Source organism: Paenibacillus sp. FSL F4-0100 (genome assembly GCF_037993005.1).
Taxonomy (GTDB): Bacteria; Bacillota; Bacilli; order Paenibacillales; family Paenibacillaceae; genus Paenibacillus_AQ.
The window spans coordinates 407,240-430,518 of record NZ_CP150303.1 but is presented as its reverse complement, the minus strand read 5'-3'; the positions used below and the strand labels follow the sequence as shown (position 1 = coordinate 430,518).

At 52.2% G+C, this 23,279-nt stretch carries 15 protein-coding genes; all 15 read right to left on the bottom strand.

The genetic code is table 11. The annotated features are described in order from the left end of the window. Window positions 1-152: 152 nt before the first annotated feature. The 15 genes from MHH48_RS01960 to MHH48_RS01890 all read right to left on the bottom strand — a co-directional run bounded on the left by MHH48_RS01960 (window position 153) and on the right by MHH48_RS01890 (window position 23,260). Entirely contained in the window at window positions 153-1,259 is a 1,107-nt protein-coding gene (locus tag MHH48_RS01960; protein ID WP_076322525.1) for a BMP family ABC transporter substrate-binding protein, read from the bottom strand. 366 nt (window positions 1,260-1,625) lie between these two features. Further along, window positions 1,626-1,814 (bottom strand): hypothetical protein, encoded by a 189-nt coding sequence (locus MHH48_RS01955; protein ID WP_076322526.1) that lies wholly within the window; start codon window positions 1,812-1,814, stop codon window positions 1,626-1,628. 466 nt (window positions 1,815-2,280) lie between these two features. Further along, window positions 2,281-5,136, bottom strand: a complete 2,856-nt coding sequence (locus MHH48_RS01950) for a DUF4855 domain-containing protein (protein ID WP_076322527.1) — start codon at window positions 5,134-5,136, stop codon at window positions 2,281-2,283. A 189-nt stretch (window positions 5,137-5,325) separates the two neighbouring features. Further along, complete coding sequence (locus tag MHH48_RS01945) at window positions 5,326-6,876, bottom strand: extracellular solute-binding protein (RefSeq protein WP_076322528.1); 1,551 nt, start codon at window positions 6,874-6,876, stop codon at window positions 5,326-5,328. A gap of 108 nt (window positions 6,877-6,984) precedes the next feature. After that, window positions 6,985-7,851 carry a carbohydrate ABC transporter permease gene (locus MHH48_RS01940; RefSeq protein ID WP_076322529.1) on the bottom strand — a complete coding sequence of 289 codons (867 nt, stop codon included), beginning with the start codon at window positions 7,849-7,851 and terminating at the stop codon, window positions 6,985-6,987. A gap of 72 nt (window positions 7,852-7,923) precedes the next feature. Then, window positions 7,924-8,859 carry an ABC transporter permease subunit gene (locus tag MHH48_RS01935; protein WP_076322530.1) on the bottom strand — a complete coding sequence of 312 codons (936 nt, stop codon included), beginning with the start codon at window positions 8,857-8,859 and terminating at the stop codon, window positions 7,924-7,926. Between the two features lie 176 nt (window positions 8,860-9,035). Beyond that, the gene (locus MHH48_RS01930) at window positions 9,036-11,264 is read right to left on the bottom strand and encodes an AraC family transcriptional regulator (RefSeq protein WP_076322531.1); all 2,229 of its coding nucleotides are present in this window, start codon (window positions 11,262-11,264) and stop codon (window positions 9,036-9,038) included. A 389-nt stretch (window positions 11,265-11,653) separates the two neighbouring features. After that, the gene (locus MHH48_RS01925; protein WP_076322532.1) at window positions 11,654-12,925 is read right to left on the bottom strand and encodes an endonuclease/exonuclease/phosphatase family protein; all 1,272 of its coding nucleotides are present in this window, start codon (window positions 12,923-12,925) and stop codon (window positions 11,654-11,656) included. Window positions 12,926-13,070: 145 nt separating this feature from the next. Then, window positions 13,071-14,750 (bottom strand): DUF4855 domain-containing protein, encoded by a 1,680-nt coding sequence (locus MHH48_RS01920; RefSeq protein WP_076322533.1) that lies wholly within the window; start codon window positions 14,748-14,750, stop codon window positions 13,071-13,073. 76 nt (window positions 14,751-14,826) lie between these two features. Beyond that, on the bottom strand, window positions 14,827-15,747 hold the full coding sequence (locus MHH48_RS01915; protein ID WP_076322534.1) for a carbohydrate ABC transporter permease: 921 nt from the start codon (window positions 15,745-15,747) through the stop codon (window positions 14,827-14,829). A gap of 106 nt (window positions 15,748-15,853) precedes the next feature. Then, window positions 15,854-16,750 carry a sugar ABC transporter permease gene (locus MHH48_RS01910; protein WP_076322535.1) on the bottom strand — a complete coding sequence of 299 codons (897 nt, stop codon included), beginning with the start codon at window positions 16,748-16,750 and terminating at the stop codon, window positions 15,854-15,856. Window position 16,751: 1 nt separating this feature from the next. Beyond that, a complete protein-coding gene (locus tag MHH48_RS01905) occupies window positions 16,752-19,343 on the bottom strand; it encodes a DUF5696 domain-containing protein (protein WP_076322536.1) in 2,592 nt (863 codons plus the stop codon). Window positions 19,344-19,358: 15 nt separating this feature from the next. Continuing rightward, window positions 19,359-21,413: a YIP1 family protein gene (locus tag MHH48_RS01900; protein WP_076322537.1), complete on the bottom strand. Its 2,055-nt coding sequence runs from the start codon at window positions 21,411-21,413 to the stop codon at window positions 19,359-19,361. Between the two features lie 18 nt (window positions 21,414-21,431). Next, window positions 21,432-22,307 carry a carbohydrate ABC transporter permease gene (locus tag MHH48_RS01895; protein ID WP_256720520.1) on the bottom strand — a complete coding sequence of 292 codons (876 nt, stop codon included), beginning with the start codon at window positions 22,305-22,307 and terminating at the stop codon, window positions 21,432-21,434. A 2-nt stretch (window positions 22,308-22,309) separates the two neighbouring features. Continuing rightward, the gene (locus MHH48_RS01890) at window positions 22,310-23,260 is read right to left on the bottom strand and encodes a sugar ABC transporter permease (protein ID WP_076322539.1); all 951 of its coding nucleotides are present in this window, start codon (window positions 23,258-23,260) and stop codon (window positions 22,310-22,312) included. Window positions 23,261-23,279 lie beyond the last annotated feature (19 nt).

The window sequence follows — 23,279 nt, the reverse complement described above, 5'->3', positions numbered from 1 at the left end:
TGCGATTACAGAATTGCTTACGCTTCGCTGAAATAACTTATAAATTCTGATACCTTAAAAAAAGACGGAGGGAATCCGTCTTTTTTCATGCGGTATCGCTGCTTTTCAAGTAAGTCTATCCACGCTTCTGTAGATGACCTTGGTGTCTTGGATTACTTAATCAAATCGCCTTGCTCTGCCGTAACTTTAATTTCGCCGGCTTTGATCTTGCCAAACACTTCGTCCACTTGCTTGAGGACGTCATCGCTCAGGTTCGGATTCTTCTCAGGAAGGCCGACGCCGTCATTGGTCGCATCCAGCGTAAGCGTTTGTCCGCCTGGGAATTTACCTTCCATTTCAGCTTTGATCATATCGTAAGCCGCATGGTCGATTTTCTTCACGGCCGAAGTCAGGACAACGGATTTGTCGCCTTCGTAAACGCCATCTTGATACTGGTCAACGTCTACGCCAACGATCCATACTTCAGATCCATTCTGTACGCGAGTCTTCGCTTCGTTAATCGCACCAACGCCAACGCCGCCTGCTGCCGCAAAGATAACGTTTACGCCACGGTCATACATTTGAGCCGCCAATTGGCTGCCTGCTGCAACATCATCAAAGGATCCTTGGTAAACAACGTTTTCTTTGTTAATTACCAGTTTCGTGCCGAGATTCTCGTTGGCGTAAGCTACACCCTGCTGGAAGCCCCAGTTGAACTTCTGTACAGGAGGGATTTCCATTCCGCCGATAAATCCAGCTTGTCCATCCTTCACATGAAGCGCAGTCGCTACGCCAGCCAGGAAACCGGACTCTTGCTCAGCGAAGAAGATGGATACGGTATTTTCCTTAACTACCGGATTGCTGTCGCCGGAATGAGGTGTTCCATCGATAATCACGAATTTAGCATCTGTATACTTGTCCTGTGCTTTGAACACGGCTGTTTCAAATTTGAAGCCTGGAGTTACAATGAACTTAAATCCGGCATCGTACAGGTTTCCGATCTCTTTCGAGTAGTCGGCTTCTGTCGTTCCGGCCGGCTTCAGGTATTTATACTCCATTTTGAAGTCCTTATTGGCCTTCTCGATACCTTCGTACGTTCCTTGGTTAAACGACTTGTCATCGATGGTTCCCGCGTCCGTAACCATCCCTACCTTGAAGTTTGCCTTAGGTGCATCGCCGCCTGCGCCGCCGCTTGGTTCTGACGCTGGTTTGTCGCCGCAACCTGCCAGCATTGTGACAGATAACGCCAAACTGATTAAAGATATGACCCCTTTTTTCATTAAGGATAACCCTCCTAGGTATATATGCCCGAATACTAGATTCGTGCTATTTACAATATATTAATAAAACAGACCCTTTTCAACATAAATTTGGGTGAATCTGTCAAGCTGCATCTGTGTCGCGGTGAAACGTTTAAGACATGTTTTATTCCAATTCTAGTAGAGATAGGAAGCCGTAGTTAACGCGGTGTTGATATCACGGTTTTTATAGATAACACGGGGGGTTACAATTGGTGTGGTACGCAAACTTGCAAGTGCTCAGACCCTGCAATTTGGAAAAAAATAATAGCCCCTTATGAAAGAAAGCACCTCGGCAAGGTGCTTACAAACATGCTGTTCATTTCAATGAAAGTTTTGAATGAATATTCACTTGCGGCGGGACTTCATCATGCGATTATACGTAATCAATCCGGCAATAATCATGGCGACTACGCCCAAGCTGCTTGCCGACTCCGGCGTCATGCCAAATACCCCCGCCAAATTCGTAACCAAACTGTTCGTAAGCAGCGCCACCGCAATCAGCATAATCGGACGCCACACGCTATACCTTCTCATTCTCGCAACACCCCCAGCCCAGATTTACAGCAATATAATCCCAAATGACTAAAATCGCTTAATCTATTAGATGCATTATACCATGAATAAGTATGCGTTTACATTGTTCTCAACTTTCTCAGCATGAAATTTCCAGATAGCCCTTGATGTAGTTTGGGAGACCAACAATCCTTTGCGACTTTGAATCTAATTACCGGTTTTCTTCTTCCTTCATTATATTAAACGTGTTCATAAACATCGTTATGCGCCACATATTTCCCATGTGATCATCAAGACCGATTCGAAAGCAAAAGCCACGGGCTACAGCGTGGAAATAACGCTGCCTCCATGGCTTTTTTTACGAAACATAAGTTATCATGCATCATGCTCGGCAGAGTTTGCCATAAAATGCCCTTATCCTAAGTCAACTTCTCGGAAATCAGGCCATTATGCCATCGGAACCTGAGCTCGTGCTGGAAATAACTCATCAGTCCTTTTTATTGTACTCGAATGAAATCTTAACGGGATCCGACATTCCTTCCATAGACAGATAGGCGTCGCAAGTTCCCTTTAAATTGCCGGTAAGCTTGATCATGAATTCGAAACTTCCCGTTTCTGTACTGGTCGTCTGGCCTTCGTAGCGAACTTTCCCTTTCGAATCGAGTATTTTCAAATTCACTTGGGACTGGCTGCCGTTCACGACCAGACCGTCGATTGTCAATTTCTTCGCAGCGGCATCCACCACGGCTCTTGCGCCGTCGATACCCGTCTCACCTCCTGCCTGATCATCCGTACCGAGAACTTCGATTTCATCAAGGAAGACCCAGACGTTGACCGGGAATTCGACTTTAACGTAGCGGGCAGACACTTTGTCGGCTCCCGCTTTCCCCGGCACGCCGTCTGTTATCCCGCTCCAGCTCACGAACTCGGCCGAGGCAGCATCATGTGCCGGTGGGGGAGAAACGGTTGCCAGCGTGCTCCAGGATTCGCCGTCAGATGAAACGGAAAAAGTGACGTTCGGAGGGAAATAGATGCCGGGTCCTTTATCCTGAAGAAAATGGGCTCTAATTGCCCCGATCGATTTGTTGCCGCCCAAATCAAATGTGATGGTGCGGCTTCGTTCGTCAGGGTAGTCGCTTCCCGCATGGGCCTGCCACTGCTCGGTGCGGTAATCCGTCCCGCCGAATCGGCCGTCCGTAAGTTCGTTCCCGGAATCGGGATAGTTGCTGTTAGGCTGCTGTGAAATTGTATAGCTTTTGCCAAGAACCAGATTGCTGAGTCCCCCTCCGTCAGACCAGGTTTGAATGAGAACTTGGGCGTAGGAATCAAGCACCGATGCGGCCGAGGCCGAAATCAACCCTTGCGCTTGAACGGCCGGGTCATGAATGTGCGCAAGAAAATCCTGCATATACGTTACGGCATCCTTCGGCTTGTTTTCGTCCAGAAGAAGCTTGATGGTCTGCAATCGATACGACAACTCATTACCAAAAACCGATTCGATTTCGTTCGACGCGACATACCGCCGTACAAGCTCCGTCATCGTCTCCGGCGCCGGGCTGCTGTCGATAGCGTACGTTCCGTTCAAATACTGATACAGCCAGTCATACATTAAACGCAAACTTGGATCCTTGCTTACCCCTAAGTTGTATACTGCATTATTGCCTTGATAGTGAGCTCTGAAGCCATTTTGCATCAGACCGGATCTGACGCCGCTGTCCAAGTATTCGACAAAACGCTGACGAAGTACGGGATCTGTCAACATTCCGTCATCAAATTCAACTTCGTTCCCCATTCCGTACCGCTTTGCAGTATCTGTAGCATCGTCCATACGGTCGGAATCCATTCCGCCGAAGAAATAGTTAGGCTGAAGCGCCGCGGCATCGAACCCTGCGTCTTTCCACATAAACATTTTGTAAGCATATGAGTGTGGAATCCAGAAAACCTTCCTGTTCATGGCGTGCACTTTATCCGACACCATGCGAGCTATGTCCGGTCCTGATTCGGATATGTCGATTTGTTCCGGCATCCAGTACATGCCGACAAGCTCAAGATTAGAGTAGTTGGCAGCCTGCCATCTTTGCTGGGTCTGGTCCAGCCACCACTGTACTGCTTTTCCTCTGTTTTCAGACGCTTTTTCTTTGCCTACGACGGAGTCGTTGAAATTTAAGGAACCGCTACCGTCAATGTCGCCAAAATCTGTTAAGGATTCCCCTGGATTCGGAATCATTAACACAACCTTGACTTGATGATCGGGCTGTTTCAGCTTGGCCCCAACTTCCTTGGCGGCCTCATTCAACTGCTGCATATCGCCCGTGGCTGCAAATGTTTTATCCAAATACCATTTCCAATCGTCCAGGTTCGTTTGTCCCTGACCGAAATCGCGACCAGCAGGCGAAGCAATCCCGAGATATAGAACGCCGTCATAAAGCCAATCGACCGGCTCGCCGTCTTTATTTACATAGCTGATATTAGGGATAATCCGTTCCTTCTTCCAATCGCCCAAACCATTCGCGTATTGCCCGTTATACAGCAAATTCAGATTCCGGATCCCGGCCGTAGCTTCCCCCGGCTCCAAAAAACGAGGCTGCTCGGCAGGAACCTTTACCGCCCCTTCAATCTTGCCGTCCATACCCATAATTTCGATTTCGTCAATGTATTCCCACTGTGTAGGATGCATATAAAAGATTACCTTCACATAACGGGCATAAGCCAACTTGCCATCCGTATTCCCGCCCTTAATTCCATCCCGGCTGCCATCCCATTCAAAAGTCTCCTGTCTAGGCGGTCCTGCTCCCCATAGCAGCTGCGTAGCGTTATGAGAAAGCAGCCCCCAATTTTCCTTATCGTCAGAGACATACATCGATACCGACAGCGGCACGAGGATCGAGTTCGTCGGATAATCCTGGAGAAAACGAGCGGTTATCTTCCCGACCGACTTTTCCTCCCCCAGATCAAATACGATTTCGCGCGCTTTTCCGCGCTGATGTCCTACCCATGCCGGGTCGTTCATATCCAATGCGCCGTATTTACCGTCTGTAAGCTTGTATCCGTCATCGGGATGCGAAGCTTCCGGAGCTTCAGACCATTCGTACGGGAGGCCGGCCGCAAGATTGCGGAATTGCGTCTCCTGTACTGCGGAAGATTCTGCTGCTTGATTCTCGTCTCCTGCTAGTGGTGCCTGTTCCACTCCCGGTTCACCAGCTTTCGTCGGTTGATTGACTTCAATTGCCGCTTGCAGGTCCGCCACATCCGGAACAGGCGATTTCGCCTGCACCGCAGAGACCGGAGACATTAGTAATACGGCTGCCATTAATCCGGATACCCATTTTTTATTCAAACTCATCAAGGCCAGCTCCTTTTTCTTATTCTCAAGTACAGAAATATCAAAGATTCTAAACTCTTATTTCTGTTCCGGGTGAACGCTAAATTTGGATCCCCCCTTTCGCGAAATCTGATATAAGCAAGCAGCAGCGTGTACAAGATCGGCTTCCTCCGAAAGAGGAAGCCGTCTTCACCACGTCGTGATTCTGGTCTATTTCGCTTTTGCCGCCAGGAACTCATCGATTTGCTTTTCCAGCTCCTGCTGAATTTTTTTGAGGGCAGGCCCGGCTTCCGCTTCGAATTTCTTCAATGTCTCGTCCGGATCGATAACCCCGTTGAACAGCGCCGTGTAGTATTGTCCATCGACTGTATTGTACTGGCTGATTTCGTTTTGAACCGGGGCACTGTCAAATTCGAAACCGGCCAAAATATCGGTGGTGAACATGTCGGCATCGCGAAGCACGGCATCCATTTCATCATTCTTCGGATCGCCACCCACAACACTGCGCTCATCGACCGGATTCCATAGCCAGACATAGCCGAATGCAGAGTAGCCGGATGTATCCAGGTTTTTCATTTTGTCCTCTCCTGCCGCTTCCCAATGCTTCCCTTCAATTCCGTAAGAGAGCAGGTCGTAGTTTTCCTTCTCATTCGCCCAGTTCAGGAACATAATCGCCCGTTCCTTGTTTTTGCTTACCTTCGGAACAGCCAGGAAATTCCACTGCTTAAAATTGGTGAAATTCGCGCCTTTTTCCGGGTTAAAGAAGGTGACCGTTTCCAGCTCGCCGTCCGGTACATTGTTCTTAAATGTGTTCTTGAAGGAATCGCCAATACCGAACGCGCCGTTTGTGACGATTGCTACTTTGCCTGCCGAGATCGGTTGGTGGAAATCTTTCGTCGTCAAAATGTCCTTGAAAATCAGTCCGTCTTTAAACCATTTGTGCGTGTTCGCCAGCCACGTTCCGATCGGTTCCCGATCCTCCAGCAAATTGTATACTTTCCCGTCGTTGTTCTTATAGTAGAGCATCAAGCTGTTGCCGAGCGCGTGGGTCGGCCTGACATGAGTTTCGTAATCGTTCAGTGCATGGTGATTGACGAAAGAATACGTGTAAGAGCCTGCGCTCATCGGAATGATGTCTTTCTTCTGCTCCTTCACCTTGTAGGCGAATGCAATCAGTTCATCATACGTCTTGATCGGCGGTACGCCAAGGTTCTCGCGAATATCTTTGCGCACCATGTAGGAATTGCCGGACATGTAACTGACGCCGAGCGGGACGGCCATAATTTTGCCGCCGTATTTGTTGTAGTCCCACATTTGCTGCGGCCGTTTCTCCAGCACTGTTTGGCCGTACTGGGCCAACAGGTCATCCAGCGGTTCATAGAAACCGCTTGCAATCATTTGGTTGATGTGCAGCCATGGCGCATCAAAGATAAGATCGATGTTTTCGCCAGAAGCGAGCGTCACCTGTGTCTTTTGCGCCAGATCGGACCAAGGCACGAACACGATGTCAAGCTTGACATTGATCGTATCCTTCATTCGCTTCTCTGCTTCGGCGATGACTAAATCCATATCCGGCGGCCGGTCGCCGGGAATCATGATTTTCAAGGTGACCTCTTCAAGTTTGGCGTCACCGCTCACGCCATCTCCGGTCTGACCCGACGGTCCGGGCGTCTTCCCTTCCCCTTCGTTCTTGCCCGAACAACCTGCAATCGCGACAAGCGCGATCAATAACACGAGCGCGATGGACAAGAGTCTTTTCATTGTTCATTCCCCCTGTTTCAAAAAATAGAAAAAAAGGCGGATGGGCCGGTTCGAAAACAGCAGCGCTCGAAAGCTCGAACCGGTCAACCGCGCTTCCCGCTTGCCGCTCTACCCTTTTACCGATCCAAGTGTCAAACCTTTAATAAAGAAGCGCTGTATGAAGGGATAGACGAACACAATCGGGCCGATGGTAACGCAGACGATCGCCAGCTGCATCCCATAGGTCGGCACGACGACGTTGTACTGCGTCTGGCTCCCGCTCACATAAGCCATAACATTCAAATTGGACATAAGCTGGCGTATCATCATCTGCAGCGGCAGCATCTTGTAATTGTCGATAAACAGCAATGACAAATACCAGTCGTTCCAATATTGCAGTGCGTAGAACAGGCTCACCGTGGCGATTACAGGCAGCGAAATCGGCCAGATGATCCGAAAGAAAATAAAGATATCATTGGCTCCGTCCACAGTCGCAGCTTCATTCAATTCATACGGCAGCGTCCGGTAGTAGGAGACAAGAATGAAGGCATAGAACGGATTAAGCAGATAGGGCAAAATGAGCGCCCAAACCGAGTCTTTCAGGTGCAGCCAGTTGGCAATCAGCATGTAGAAGCCGACCAGCCCTGCACCGAACAGCATCGTCAGGAAGGTCAAAAACGATAAAATGTTGCGATATTTCACTTTCCGGTGGCTCAGCGTGTACGCATAGGCAGCTGTCAAAAGGACGCCCAGCGCCGTGCCGGCGATCGTCACGATAATCGTCATGCCGTAGCTTAGAAACACCTGCTTGCCGGAGAGCAGAAATTTGTACGCATGGAGGCTGAATTTGCTCGGAAGCAACTGGTACCCCGCCGTCTGCAGAAGCGATTCATCAGCGAACGAGTTGATGAACACAATCCAGAACGGAATGAAGCAAAACAGCGCAAACGCGCCCAGCACCGCATACATCAGAATAAGAAACAACCGTTCTCTCATGTCGATCACACCTTACATTGTCCGGCGAAAAGGCCGCATGGACCGGGCCATTGCCCGTTTCGCCGAACCCTTTTAGAATAGTCTTGAATCCGCGTCCACCTTGCGCGCGATCGCATTGAAGATGAGAATCGTGACGAGCCCCATGCAGGACTGGTACACGATGACGGCAGACGACATGCTGAAATTACCCAGCTGCCGCAGCGCCCGAAATGCATACGTATCGATGACATCTGTCGTCGGAAAGAGTACGCCGTTATCTCCGATAATCGCGTAAATCATGCCGAAATCGCCGTAAAAAATACGGCCAATGCCAAGCAGCGCCAATACCATCACCGTCGGCCGCATCAACGGCAGCGTTATGTAGAGCATCTGTTGCATCCGGCTCGCACCTTCAATTCGGGCGCTCTCATAATATTCTGCGGAGATGCCCGTAATGACGGCCAAAAAAATAATGGAATTATATCCGGCCATCTTCCAGGCGCTAATCACGGTTAAGATATACGGCCATACGCCAGGCGACAAATACCAGTCCACTCCTTCGTAGCCAAGGGCGACAAGCGCGCGGTTAATCAGTCCCTCCGATGTGCTGAATAGCGTCAAGGCCATCATGCTGACGACAAGCCATGAAATAAAATACGGTAAAAAAATAAAGGATTGCGTGATTCGCTTGAACAGCCTGTTTCGGATTTCGTTCAGGAAGATAGCCAGCACGACCGCGCTGCCGAGGCCGGATAGAAGAAACAGCGCATTCAGGAAAACGGTATTCAGCGTTACCCGCAGCCAGTCTTTCCCATTGAAGAAAAACTCGAAGTTTTTAAATCCGACCCATTCGCTCCCCCATATTCCATCCGATAGCCGGTAATTCTGGAAGGCGAGCAGATGCCCCAGCATGGGCATATACGCAAATACGACCAGAAACGCAATGCCGGGCAGCGCCAGCAAGTACAAATACCGGTTCCGCGACAGCTCGCGCACAAACGACCCGCCGAATCTTTTCCGTCGCTCCAAAAAGCGTTCCTCCTTTCTTGTGGGCTTGCAGGATTCGAACGGAGCCATCGTAGCATTCACGGCTGCGGCTTGCCTAGTTCTCATTGGCCGGATTGGGTTCTCGCGTGGCTAAAATCGCGAGCGTTCGCCGGTTGTTATTGGTCTGGCCAGTTCTCAATCGCCGCCTACCCCGCCTGCTAATTCGCAGAGTTCCCGCCCATCTGCCGCGTCGTCCGCTCCAACCGCTCGCTCGCCTTGCTGTCGCGGTATTGGCTTGGCGTCATGCCGGTCGCTTTTTTAAATGCGGTGAAAAAGTGGCTTTTCGTCTGAAAGCCGGACTGCTCTGCAATTTCGGTGATCTGCATGCTGGTCTGCTCCAGCAGCTCCTTAACCTTCCCGAGCCGCTCGTTCAAGATGAAATTCGATAAAGGCATGCCATATTGTTCGTGAAACAGCTGCCTGACGTATTTGGCCGACAAAGCGATATGGTCAGCGATATCGTCTACCGACAGCATCGGGTCATGGGTATGATAGCGGACATACTCGATGATTTCCCCAACCAGCTTTTCCTTGCGATTGAATCCCTTTTGGTCGCTAAGCTGCCGGATAATCCGCCCAGTCTCTTCCTTCAGCCATTCGCGGACCTCGGTAAGCGTGGCGAACTGCCTCAAGTGGCGCTCAATCCCTTCAACACTCTGAATAGACATCATTTTGCTGAACGACTTGACGATCGCAAACAGAAGCAGCTTCAGTTGGAATTGGCACTCGGTATACTTCATCGTCTGCAGGCGCGTGAACACCTCCTCCAGCATGGCCAGCACCTTCTCCTCTTTGCCGCTGCGAATCGTCTGGATCAAGCTTTCATGCACGGCGGAGTCGATCGGCGCTTGTAAATCGGCATACCGCTCAAAGTCTTGTTCAACGTAGATTTTGTCATCACCACTGACAAACTTGAATAATGTCAGCTCGTTCATATCGTCGTATACTTTGCGTAAATCATCATGCACACGCCGCGCTGAGCTTTCGGCGATCGTCACGTCCAGCTTTACGTGACGGGTGACTTGACGACTAAGCTCCTTCAGCTCTTTAGTCAACTCGGGATCAGGGAGGGAGCTAACCGTGCCAACCAGCACGACCAGATGGTCGGTCCCAAAATCGACCACCTCGATCGGCCGTTCAGGTGTGCCCAGCAGCTCCTCTGCGATATTGCCGATTGCATACTTGAGCAGCTTGCGAGAGACGAAATCGTACCGCTCGGATATCTCATAATAGGAGTCGATCTTGATAACAGCTAGTCGAAGCCACTCATAGTCAAGCAGGCACGATTCGCGGACAATGGCCGCTCTGGCGCCATCAGTCAGTCTGCCCTGCAGCAGCCATTGCCGTAAATATTCGGTCTTGATCAGCGGATAATGATCGCGAAGCATAACGACGCCCTGCTCAATGACACCGTAATCGTTCTCCCCCTTCACGCCCAGCTTCCGCTGCAGTTGATCCGCCAGCCGGCGGAATGGTCCGACGAAACGGCGCGAATTCCAATAGGCGACCAGAAGCAGCGCGATGAGCAGCAGCAGCGAGCAGGCGATGATGACGGTTTTAAATGCCCCTGCCTTTTCGCGAAATTGTTTCATTTCAGTGACAGATATAATAGTCCACTCCGACGATTCCATTCGGGCGTAGTTGACGAACACTGCCCCTCCCGCTCTGTTCAACTCGAATGAACCTTCCTTCACTCCCGGTTGGATGTTATAGATGGTCTCCTCAAGCCGCTCATCCTGTTCCCCCAGAATCCATTTTCCTCGATCATCCACAATAGTAAGCAGCGTATCCGCTCTTTCACCGCTTGAGATCAAATGCTTCTGGAGCTCCTTCTTGTCGAACAGGACAACAAGATACCCATCGCGATTTTTCTGCACAGGAGTCGAGGGTAGCTGAAGAGCCAAATACGATTTATTTCCTATCTGGTGGTCAAAATAACGCAGGAAGGCCCCGGGAGTACGCTCAATTCGCTGCAGCATCGGCTGATCGGCAAATTCCTCGAACGGAATCAACCCAACTTTGGAGTCGATCACCTCACGTTTACGAAAGCTAAATAAGTAAGCGGTTTCAATATAAGGCTCATTAGATAAATATTTAGTCAACACCCCCATCGCGCTGGCATTCTGCAGCAGATCGTCGGGGGAAGCATACATCCAGTTTTGCACGGTACGATCTTCGTACATGGTCAGACCGTACCATTTCAGCTTAGCCAGGATGTACTCGACCCGCTCTGCCATTTCGTTGATACGGTCCTGATTAAACGTCCCCATCTGGGAATAAGCGTAATGAGAAAATCGGTTGGCCAGAAACAACGAGAGCGGTATGATGGTGATCGCAAAAAAGATGCCGCTTATCACAAATATGCGCCAGGATGTCGATCTGAACATAATATCCCTCAGTCCCCCTTCGTCAATGGCAGTTCTCTTATGACTAATATGTCCTATCATAATGCACCCCTTTTCTGTTTGCCTAGTTCTCATTTGTCCGTCAAGTTCTATTTCTCCGGATTCGCCTGCAGCATACGTCCACGATCTGCAATTAAGTGTAGGAATTCGCAGTGGGACTGGCCCCAGGGAAGGAGACAAATAAAAACACCTTCAAGTAAATGCAACCATATCGTCAGATATGGAAACAACCTTGAAGGTGTTTTGTCCGTGGCAACAAGAGCAAGTTACTCCGTGGTAATCAAGATGAGGGCAATAAAGCTTAGATTAGCGACGTTCCAGTTTGAGAAGCCTTGGAACAGCTCAATGCAACGTAAGTGTTCTGCACCATTTCATCGCCCTGCGTTCGACCCGATTGTAAATGTCGTTCGCGCCAATTCAGTATATCCGTCGTCGGCGAGCAGTATGGCATCGTAAGTTCCGGCCGATAGGCTCAAGGAGTCGAAGCTGATCGTCCCGTTCGGTGGCTGCCCTTCGCTTGCATACTTCCAAACGATCGACGGATTACCGATACCCGGAATTATGCCTTCCTGGTAAATGCCGATCCAATCCTTGCTGACCGATGCGCTCGTATATGTTACGAGCACAGTTTCTTCTTGAGCATATGCCGGCTTATCCGTACATATCGTTGCTCCGTTCGGCAAATCGGGGGTCGGAGCGAGCTGCGCGCGGAATGTGGAGACAATTGCACGATGATCGGACGGCCAAGGCGCAAGCACAATATCCGAATAGGGCCCGTTTTCACCGACGATTTTGCTGCCAAGCGTAGTCGATGGTCCCGACGCATACACAAAATCGATGCGGTCATGTACTTCATTCGTGCCGATTTGTCCGTTTTCCCCCGGCGTCCACGTATTGGCAGGATGCGTAACCGGATTCGGGCGAATTTCACGGTATGAGTCGCGAAAATTCAACTGTTGCAGCTTCGCAGACACGGGCCATTGGATCGAAACGCCATAATGATTGCTTTTTGTTGCATTCGTCCAGTCGAGGTGGGACGGCACGTTAAAATCGCCCGTAAGAAATACGGATAGTCCGCGGCTCGCAAGGTTCGGCAGCACTTCGAACCGACTCTTCATCTCCGCCATATGATATTTTTTTTCGTTGCTCAGCACATCATGTACAGATTTTCCGTCCCGTATGTCATAAGGCCCGTACGGATACGCAGACAGATGCACGTTGCTCATCGCAACCACTTTGCCCGGCCTGACCTCGATGTAAACATACTCTCGCTGGTGTGCGTTGATAATGGGAAACCGACTCATGATGTTATGGCCTTCGGCATAATAAAAACCGAGCTTTTGCGCAAGCGCGGCAAGATTGCCACCTGGCTCCTGGATGCCGACGATATCGGCCCCGGCTGTCCGGATCGTCTCGGCGGTTTGATCGAAAGACACAACGCCTCCCCCAAGCCGAATGTTGAAGGTCATAACCGTCAGATCAACCGTTTCCTCATGCACCACACTTGTAACGTTTGCTTTAGCTAATGCTGGAGTGCTGAACCCGGACAGCAGCTTCACCGCTGTATTGCAAACAGCAACAACAACTGCAATACGGACCTGCTTGTGACGATGAAACAAGGCTTGGAGGGTGCATACCATCATGCAACCAACCTCTTTTCCAATGATTTTTTGAACCATCAATTCAGGCGTGCATCTCAAAGCTGCAATATTGACGACACTTGATCAAGCCGAGGGTGATATGAGAGTGGGATGAGCAAATTGATAACGTATCGTATGAAATCAACGCTCATTCCACCGGATCGGGCACCGTTTGCTTCACATAAGTACCCTTTACGAATTGATACATAAAGTCATAATTCGAACGCACGATCGGATCGCTGCTTCTTGAGCTGTCCAGAAGGGAAGTATTGCCTTGATAATAAGCTTTGAAGGCACGGGTCATATATCCGTAATCGACGCCGCCATTCAAATATTCGATGAATCGCTTGCGCATCTCCTGATCGGTGTTCATCCGTTCATCCGTTTCAAATTCAACGCCGATCCCATACTGGCGGGCAAGCCCGGCCGCATCCTCGAGACGCGTCGCTTCTGTTTCGTTAAAGAAATGATTCGGCTGCAGAGCCACGGCGTCAAAGCCAAGCTGTTCCTTAGCGAAGCTGCCGTTTGCGTAAAAATGCGGAATCCAGAAAAACTTCTGCTTGTGATTGCTATGGACAAGATCGCTCGTATACCGGATCAACGGTTCATCAAATTGTTCACCGAGCCACGCACTTTCGGCGAGCCAGTACATGCCAGACAATTCGAGATTGGAGTAGCCCGCCGCTGACCATCTTTGTTTAACTTGATCCATATACCAGCTTACTGCTTTTTGTCTGTTATGGAGAGCCGCTTCCGCGCCTACCTGGTCGGGATTGAAGTTCTCCGAAATGCCGTCGCCGTCAACGTCACCAAAATCCGTCGTAGCGGTGTCCGGGTTAGGAATCATCAGCACGACTTTCGTACGGTGCTTCGGATCGCCGAGTTTTTGACCGACTTCTGCAGTCGCATCGTTCAAATGCTTCATGTCACCGTCCGCGCCAAACGTGGTGTCCAAGTACCACTGCCAATCTTCAAACAAAGCCGTGCTGCCAAAGTTTCGTTCCCCGCCTGGGGTCAGCAAACCAAGGTAAAGGACGCCATCATAAAACCAATCGGTCGGTTCACCTTGCTGGTCGACATAACTAATGTACGGGATAATTTTATCTTTCGTCCAAATGCCTTCTCCGTTTGGATACCAGCCATTGTACAGCAACACAAGATCGCGGATGCCGTTCGTATCTTTGCCCGGTTCCAAATAAGCCGGCTCTTCAGGCTTGATCCGAACCGCATGCTTCGCTTTGCCGTCCATGCCCCAAATTTCAATTTCATCGAGGAATGTCCACGTTTGCGTCGTAAACGTAATTTTTACATAACGCGCATATGCCGATGAAGCGTTCTTGTTCGGATGCGGCAATCCGTCCGCTGCTGCGTCCCATATATAGAACTGTTCGGTTGCCGGTCCCGGCTCCCACAATGGAATTTGTGTATTCCGATGTGCCAGCGTCCCCCAGTTTTGGCCATCATCGGAGACGTACATCGAAACCGTTACGGGATAAAATATTCCCGCATTGCTGTCCTGCATAAAATGCGCTTTGATGGCGTTAATGGATTTGAAATCCTGCAAATCGAACACCACTTCTCTTGTGATACCGCGAAGATGTCCCTGCCAGCCGGGGTTCACATATTCCAAAGGCTCGTATACCCCATCGGTCAACTCGTTTCCGGAGTCAGGGTAACTTTCATTCGGAGCCGCTGAGTACTGATAGCTTAATTCAGCCGCTAGATTCCTTGGTGTTTCAGTTTCTTCTTGGGCCAGTGCACTTGGAGTAAGGGTAAACAGCATGACGGCAATGATCGTGAGTATAAATCCATTTTTTTTCGTAAACATCAGATTACCTCCCTATAAATTCTGGACCCGACATTCAGAGCCGGAATACGGTGGGTGTATCCCTCATGACATTCGATCAGCCGACGATGCCCGAGCGTTCGACTCCTTCGACGAAATGCTTCTGCAAGAACAAGTAGAAGATCATCAACGGAATGATCACCAGTACGGTGCCCGCATTCAACCGAATAGAGGTCAGCATATATTCGGGCGAGTCCGCAGCCAGCAAACCGGGCAAAGACGCAAGCTGCATCGACAGCACTTTTGTATCCGTCAAATACATCGAAACGTAGAATGAATCGTTATACTGCCAGACGAATGAGAACAACACGACGGTGATGATCGCCGGCATCGCGTTCGGCAGCATAACCCGATAGAAAGTTTTGAATATACCTGCGCCGTCCACGAGAGCGGCCTCCTCTAGTTCTCCGGGAAGCGAGCGGAAAAATTGCTTGAAAATATAAATGTAAAGCCCGTTTTTTAGCCCCATCGCCGTAATGGACGACAAGACAAACGGCCAATGGGTATCAAGCAGGCTGACACCCGGTCTGCCGGTAAACAGCTCTACAAGCCCCAACGGATCGAAATACCGAAAATGCATGTACGTCGGAATCATAATCGTCTGCGGCGGGACGATGATCGTGAAGACAACGAGCATAAATAGGAGGCCTTGCCCAGGATACTTCAAGCGCGCGAAGCCGTAACCCGCCAGGGCGCAGGAAGCCGTCTGCAGGACGGCAGCCATGGCCGAGATGCCGATCGTATTGAGCAGCGCATCCATGTAATTCATTTTGTCTAGCACGAACACCAGATTGTCGAGGGTGGCATGCTTCGGAAACCAAATGATCGTTTGATCGTAAATGTCTTCTTTTCCCCGAAGGGCAAGTGAAATTTTCAACAGGATCGGGTACAGGATGACATAGCCGATGCCCATCACGAGGACTGTGCGGAACAATGCCCATGACCAAGCCTTGATTTTGCCGGCGGCTGTTACAAGCATGATGCCCCTCCTCCAAATATAGTGTAGCTGCGCAAGCTCCCTTCAAGCACCGTTCAAGCTTCCACGCTGGCTAAAGCTCACAGCAGCTCCGATTCGGCAGCCAGCGCTATGAATCGTAATAAAACGCCCTGCGTGAAATGACGGCTGTGAACAAACCAAGCAGCAGCACGATGACGCCGAAATAAATCCAGGACATTGCAGCGCTCAAGCCGAAATCAAACAGCTTGAACGACGTTTCTTTCAGCAGGCTGGCCATCCGGCTGTTCAGGAACGAGTCGATGATCGTATAGATCACGTTGGTCAGGATGAGCGGCGCCATCATCGGAAATGTAATTTTCCAGAAATTCTCGTACCCTGTGGCGCCCTCGATTCGCGATGCCTCATAGAGAGACGGGGGGATCGACTGTAGCCCTGCCAAAAAAATGAGAATTTGCACGCCGGACGAGCTGATGATGTCATAGATTCGATCGACTGCGTCCGCCAAATAATTGACGAGCCCCCGGTTCATGCCCATATCGTACAGGATGCCTTTCAGCTCGAAGCTGCCGAGACTGCTGAAGCCGCCCTCTGCGAGCGTCTGCCCGATCGCCTGTGACATGTAATCGGCCCAGCCCAGGCTGGAGATGACGCCGGTGGACACGATAACCGGCAGGAAGAAAATCATGCGCGCGAGCGACCGGCCCCTGAACCTCTGGTTCAGCACGGTGGCGATAAACAGGCTGAAAAAGATGATAAGCGGTACGTTCACAGCCATTCCGATGACCGACTCGGTCAGTATTCGGTTGAACGTCGCATGGACATAGAAGGCGTGCTTGTAGTTGTCCCAACCCAGATATTCAAGCTCCAGGCCGCTTTCCCCCAGCTTGAGCTCATGCAGGCTGAATTGAAAAGATTGGGCCAGCGGGACAGCAAAGAGGAAAATGAATCCGATCAGCCACGGCAGCGTAAACAGCATGCCCATCAGCGCCCTCTTGCGCTGAAGAGTGAAACGGACATGACGCATGTCACTTCCCTCCTATCCGATAGCTTAGCGCACCGACGGCATAGCCGCCCGGTGAAACCGGTTTGTCGTTGTAATTGACCGTAATTGCCGTGCCGTCCTCATACGTGGTCCGGTAGACTCCTTCAGACAGCTTCTCGTGCCGGGAGATTCGCAGGTGCCGGACCGGCTTCAGTGCCTCGTTCACTTCCTTGTAGGCTGCGGCTGCTTCCTCGACCCAGTCCGCATAGCCGGCCGCGTACAGTTCGCGGGCTGCGGGAGACTTCAGCTCGGACGGCATGCTGTACACCCAGCGATAGTAAACGTTTGAACCCGTCTCAATCGCCTTCAAAATATTTTTTCGGGCATACTGGTCGTCCGCCTGGTTGAACGGCAGGCCGGCCAAATCCGCGTAACCGTGAAGAACCATCTGATAAAAAGGGACCGATTCGTCCTCCAGGTTAAATCCGCTCGAAGCTGCAGGCGCATTCACGATCGTCTGCGCATACGGCAGCAAATAAGCGTTACCGCCGCTCGCCATCAGATCCGGAAAGTCCGCGGACAGCTCAATCAGCTGAGATTCGACGATCACTGCGCTCTGCTGCCGGTCTGCCGGCTTCTTCTGGTCGAAGTCGGAATAGAGCGTGTCGCCCAAATCCCGCAGCGACAGCCCGCCGATGCCGAGCGGCTTCACTGCCTTGGTGAAGCTGCGGATAACCGCAGGAAGCCGGACAGGAGACAGCGGGTAGTGGGAAAAGGACTCCCCATCGAGGATGAAGCTTGGCCTGTCGACACGGTACACACTCGCAGTCTTCTGCGACATGTATTTGATCGCATCGCGTCCAGCGCGGAATCCGTGACCGTCCGTATAAACGTTCAGGAAGGCCGCGTCCGGATAGAACCTGACGCCCTGCCCGCGCAGCTTCTGCGCGAACTCGGTAAATGTCGCCCGTCCGCCAATCTCTTCACCAACCGCCACCCGCGACGGGTAATGATGTTGAGTCCCGCCGTTAAACCAACCCATATAACGCAGCTTGACGGCTGCCACCTGTTCCTTGCGCAAGGCGGCAAGCACCTCCAGCGCCTGATCGAGCGTCGTCAGCGGCGTGACCGCATCATACGGCACGCCCAGCATCGATTTGCGCGTTTCCATCCCGCCGACGAGCTCGAGCACGAACGGAGTGTCCGCCACAGGTTCCAGCCTCCGCAGCCGGTTATGTTCGGCTAGATAGTCGCGATACAAAGCTGCCATCCCGGAGTAGTCTGCCTTGTCATCCGCCAGAAATCCGTAACGAACAACGATGTCCCCTCCGTACGGCGTTTTCTGGTGAACCGGATTCGTACTTGTCGCCGAGTTTCCGGCGATGATCACCTTATCCCTGCTCGCTAGCGTGAATGACGGAGCGATATAGTTATAGCCGTTCAGCCTGCCAGCGATGTCAGCCTTGATGGATGCAATCGCGTCACCCTGCTCAATGATGCCAAGCCAAGCCGCGTCACCCGCCTTCATCCCAAATACAGGCAGTCGGACCGTCTCATGCTCCGCCAGCTTCTCATCCCTGGCGATCGCACCGTCCTCTCCGTACACCGGAGCGAGGTATGGTGGTTCGACGGTCCGCCCGTTGTTCAGCCATATAAGCGCTCCTGACCCATCGGGGACGAACATGTAACCGGACTGCAATGAATCGGCCGCTCCGAAAAACTCCAGCAGCGTTATGGTATGCAGCGGCATTGTCCCCGTTTTCTCAATCGCTCCTGCATCAATGCGCACGACAAACTGCTCCCCGTCGAGCCTGTATTCGACCGGAATCGAAAATCGCGGCCGTCCGGAGCCCGCTTCCGGCTCCAGACCATTCTCTTCATCATCGTAAGCCAGATCCTCCTCCCCGTATCCGACCTGATTTAAAATGTCGAGCACGGCAGACACCGCCAAACTGGGCAACTCCCGCCGCGTATACACATCGCGGTCTGCCTCATATTTGAACCGCTTTTTCATCTCGCTTACGGCCCGTTCGTCCGACAATCGGCTGATAATCCGCTCCTCGAAACGACTCCCGGTCATCACTCGCGGTATAGACTCAATCCCGCGGACGACCTGGCCGACCGTATACGTCACCTTCACCCCGTTCTCGATCAGCTCCGTTTCGAACTGTCCAAGCGCGACACTGTCCGCATAGCTGTCGTACTCTTGCTCCTGGCCCGTATCCAGCAAGTAGGACAGGAAAAACAGGGATGACAGCCGATCTTTATGCACTCCTGACGCGATTGGGTCCGATTCGCGGCTCGTGGGGTTGGAGTACCACAATCGGCCGCTTTCCTTGTGCCTGACGGCAAACGACGTCGTCTGCCGGTCCATGAACAGCGTCAGCCGGCCGTTTTCGGCCGCCTTCTCCATCCCATCCGGAACGGCGCCCTGATCCTGAATCCAGGGGAGCGCGGGCGCCGAAGCGGCTGCCGCCGTTCGGCTCGCCTCGAGCCGGGTTTCCGCTTCAGCAATTACGGCAGCCGGGTCGCCCGGCGCGGACAGCGAAGACAAGACAACGGCGGCCACAAGCGCAAGCGCCGAAACTCCGGCCGTGATGATAACGAACCGTCGCCAAAGCATGCTCATTCGCATCAAGCGCATCTCCCCTCATATCCGTAATGATAATTCCTGGTAGACCGTCAAAATAAAGACGACCAGTTGCTGAATCAAGCTAAACACCAATAGGGCCAAAAAAACGATGATGGCAATAACGACGACCGTCAAAACCATCGTCACGACAGTCTTTAGCGGCGTGTACTGATGCACCGTCAGCGTGGCCACGAACAGCAGACCGGCAAACCACAGCACGCCGATCGTGCCAAATAACGAGTAGAAGCTCAACTCCTGCAAGGTAATCATCCAGCCGAAAGCCAGCTGCAGCGTGCTGGCCAGCAGCAACGGCAGCATGGCATAACCGCTCGCGACAACGATCTCCTTGAACGTCCCTTCTCCGTCCATAAGCGTCGTCAGCGACCAGTTGGCCACGCACCAGACCAGAAACGGTATAACGATGAAGGCGAATTCCTCCACACTGTTGATCCGTTCCCACTGCCCGCCCGAGACGAGATAGCCGGAGTAGAAGGCCCGCAGGACAAAGATGAAGCCGACTAGCGCGACGATAGTCAACGCGACCCAGAGCCTACCCTTCCCTTCATATTTCAATTCCCAGAACTGCTTGAACGGTCTCACGGTCGTAAGCAGCGCGGTGCGGACTGGCCCATACTCGTCATCCGATGATCGCTTTGGCGCGAAACGCTTGGCGAGGACAAAGACCGCGATGGTAGCGGCGAGGCAAGCAAACAGCCAGGCAAAGTTGTTCCACAGGAACGCTTTGCGGTAGCCGGCGAACGCCTTGGAAAAATACGGGCGCGAATCGCCGAACTTGAAACTCGCCATCGCCGCTTCGTAGTTCCCCTCCTCCAGTTGGGCCTTCCCTATGCCGATATGGGCAAGCTCGAGATTGCCGTTGAGCTTGCTCGCTTCGCGCCACAGCCTTGCCGCTTGCTCTTCCTTGCCATTGTAGTAAGCCGATGCCGCATCAAGCATAAGCGAGCCGTAGCGTGTCGGCTTGAACAACGTGAGCCTGTTCAGTGCGCGGTCGAGCACAAGAATGTCCCGTCCGAACCAGGCTACATCCGCCGGCCCGCGGAAATTGCCGACCTTATCGCCGATTTGGCCGAACTGGAACAGCAGATTCCCGTCATAATCGTAGGCAAATGTGCGGCCTCGCTTGGAGTCCAGTACCAGGTAGATCTGGTCGGCGTCAACATCGATGGAGATCAGCGTAGAGCTGCCACCGAAGCTGCCGGAACGCGTCGAGCGTAAATCTCCCATAACCGGAATCATGCCATCCTGCCTTAGAACGTTGATACCCGATGGATTGAGTCGCTTCACCATATCAATCGTAGTTCGGTTCTCCGTTGCCGTCGCATAGACGAATTGTTCGGCGTCGATAGCCAGATTGTTGAATTCGATCGGGACGTACAGCGCCATTTGCCGGCGCTGCGCATCGGTCGCGAGCTGCTTCCAGAACAGGTCTGCCGCGTTGAAGCGGACCGGATTTTTGCCGAAAAAGCCGCTGAAAGCCCCATTCGCATCAAATTCTACGATGCCGTCGAACACACCCTGACTGACCGCGAACAGCCGCCCCGCAGAGTCGAGTGCCAGCTTTGTCGGCAAAAATTTGAAATCCGCGCGAAGTGTCTCGGACTCAGGCGGCCCTACGATACGCACGAGCTTCCCTTCCCCGTCCAGCTCGACGATCCGCCCATTCTGCGTGTCTGCCACGTGAATATGATGCTCCTTGTCGACGAAGACGCCTTGCGGCTTATTGAACGCATCGGCCTTGCCTTCGCGCTGGAAGGAATCGATAATCCGGACGAGTCGCCAATTTTCGTCCACCACGACAACGCGGTCGTTGCCCGTATCCGCGATATAGACGCGCCTGTCCGGCCCGACAAACAGATCCTCCGGATTATTGAAGGCCTCCGCATTCACAGTCGAGCCATAGATGACCTTATCCGGCATATACGGCAGCGGAGCCGGAACGGCTTCTCCGTCAGAGGAGTAATGATAGCCGTAATAGGGAGCCGCATCGGCTAGCGGGGGCGATGCCAGAGCAAGGACAAGCATAACGAGAAGCGGCAGCCATATCCGATTCATTCCTTTTGTCCCCCCCTCTCAATCTTTCATACCGGATGTCGACATCGTTTGGATAACGTTGCTCTGCGAGATAATGAAGATCGCAATCGGCACTGAGATCATGAGCAGCGTTGCAGCCATCGAGGGTCCCGTGCGCACGATGCCGCCCGCCAATATTTGCCCGAGCGCATGGTCGAGTGTCTTGAGCTGTTCGCTGTAGATGTAGATTTTGCCGGTGCCGCCCGCGCCCCACAACCCTTGGAAGGAGAAAATGATGAGCGTCATCCAGGCCGGTTTGACGATCGGCATCACGACCCGCCATAAGATCCGATACTCGCTGCAGCCGTCGATGCGGGCTGCCTCAAGCAGCGCGTCCGGTACCATTTGCTCCATAAACTGCTTCATCAGGAACAGTCCGAGCGAAGAGCCGAGCGCCGGAATGATGACCGCCCAGTAGCTGTCCAGCAGGCCGAGCCACGACATCGTCATGTAGTTGGGAATGGCCGTCACATGCCCGGAAAACATGAGGGAAAGGACAACGATGGTAAAAAGCACGCCTCGCCCCCGGAAGCGGCGTTTGGCCAGCGGGTAAGCGGCCAAAGACGCCAGTATGACATGGCCCGCCGTGCCGACGACCGCGATAAAGACAGTGTTGAATATATAGCGCGTATATGGCACCCAGAATGAGGACAGCAAATAATATAATTCCGTAAAGTTTCGCAGCGTCGGATACCGGACGAAAAACCTCGGCGGAAACCGGAAGATCTCGTCGAGTGGCTTAAACGCGTTGCTGACGACAAACAGCAGCGGCAGCACCATAAAGGCGCCGACGCCAGCAAGCGCCAGAAACAGCAGAAGGTCGACGGCAAGCGAACGGTTCCATCTTCGATTACGTCGAATCCGTATCGTCGCCAACTTTATTCACCGACTTTCTTGAGCAGTCTTTGAACAAGTAAATTGGAGCCCAGCATTAAGGCGAACAGCACGGTCGCGATCGCCGATGCATAGCCCATCTCGTACCGGATACCGCCATAATCGTCCAGATGGGTGACGATGGTGTGGCCTGCGTACTGCACGCTCGGAAACCCGGCGATCTGGGTCGAAACCTCGGCAATTGCGAATGAAGCTGTAATTTGGATAACCGCGCCGAACATAAGCTGCGGACGCATTGACGGGAGCGTGATATACCACAGCTCTTGCCAACGGTTACGGATGCCGTCGATCGCGCCGGCTTCGAACAGCGTTTTGTCCATCCCCTGCAGTCCTGCGATGAACGCCAGGAAACTTGTGCCCAGACTGAGCCAAAGCTGCACGATGATCAGAATCGGCAGGATGTAGTTGATGTCGGACAGCCACAATATGGGCTCCATAATGATACGGTTGCGCAGCAGGAAGGCGTTGACGAAGCCATAGGAATCATTCGCAAACAGCAGCTTCCAGACGATAAAGGCGTTGCCCGACAAAGACGGGGCGTAGAACACAAGCGTGACGAAGGCGCGGATCTTCGGCGACACTTCGTTGATCAGCCAGGCCAGGACAAAACAGGCCAGATAGCTGATCGGGCCGGTAATCGTCGCGAGCAGGATCGTATTCTTCACCGCAATGAGGAACACTTCGTCGTTAATAAACAAACGGGCATAGTTGTTAAGCCCGACCCAGTTCGGGAACGCCAGCATATTGAAATCCGTCAGGCTAAGCAGCATAGACATGAGAACAGGCAGGACCGTAAATGTGAAGAAGATGGCGAAGAACGGCGCCAGCATCATATAATCCTGCCGGCTCGCCTTCAACTCGAGCAGCAGCCTGCGGAATCGAGTCGGACGCTCCGTCCGAAACGGCGCCGCGCCTGCCTTCGTCTGTTTAGACAGTACGCTTATGATGCATCCT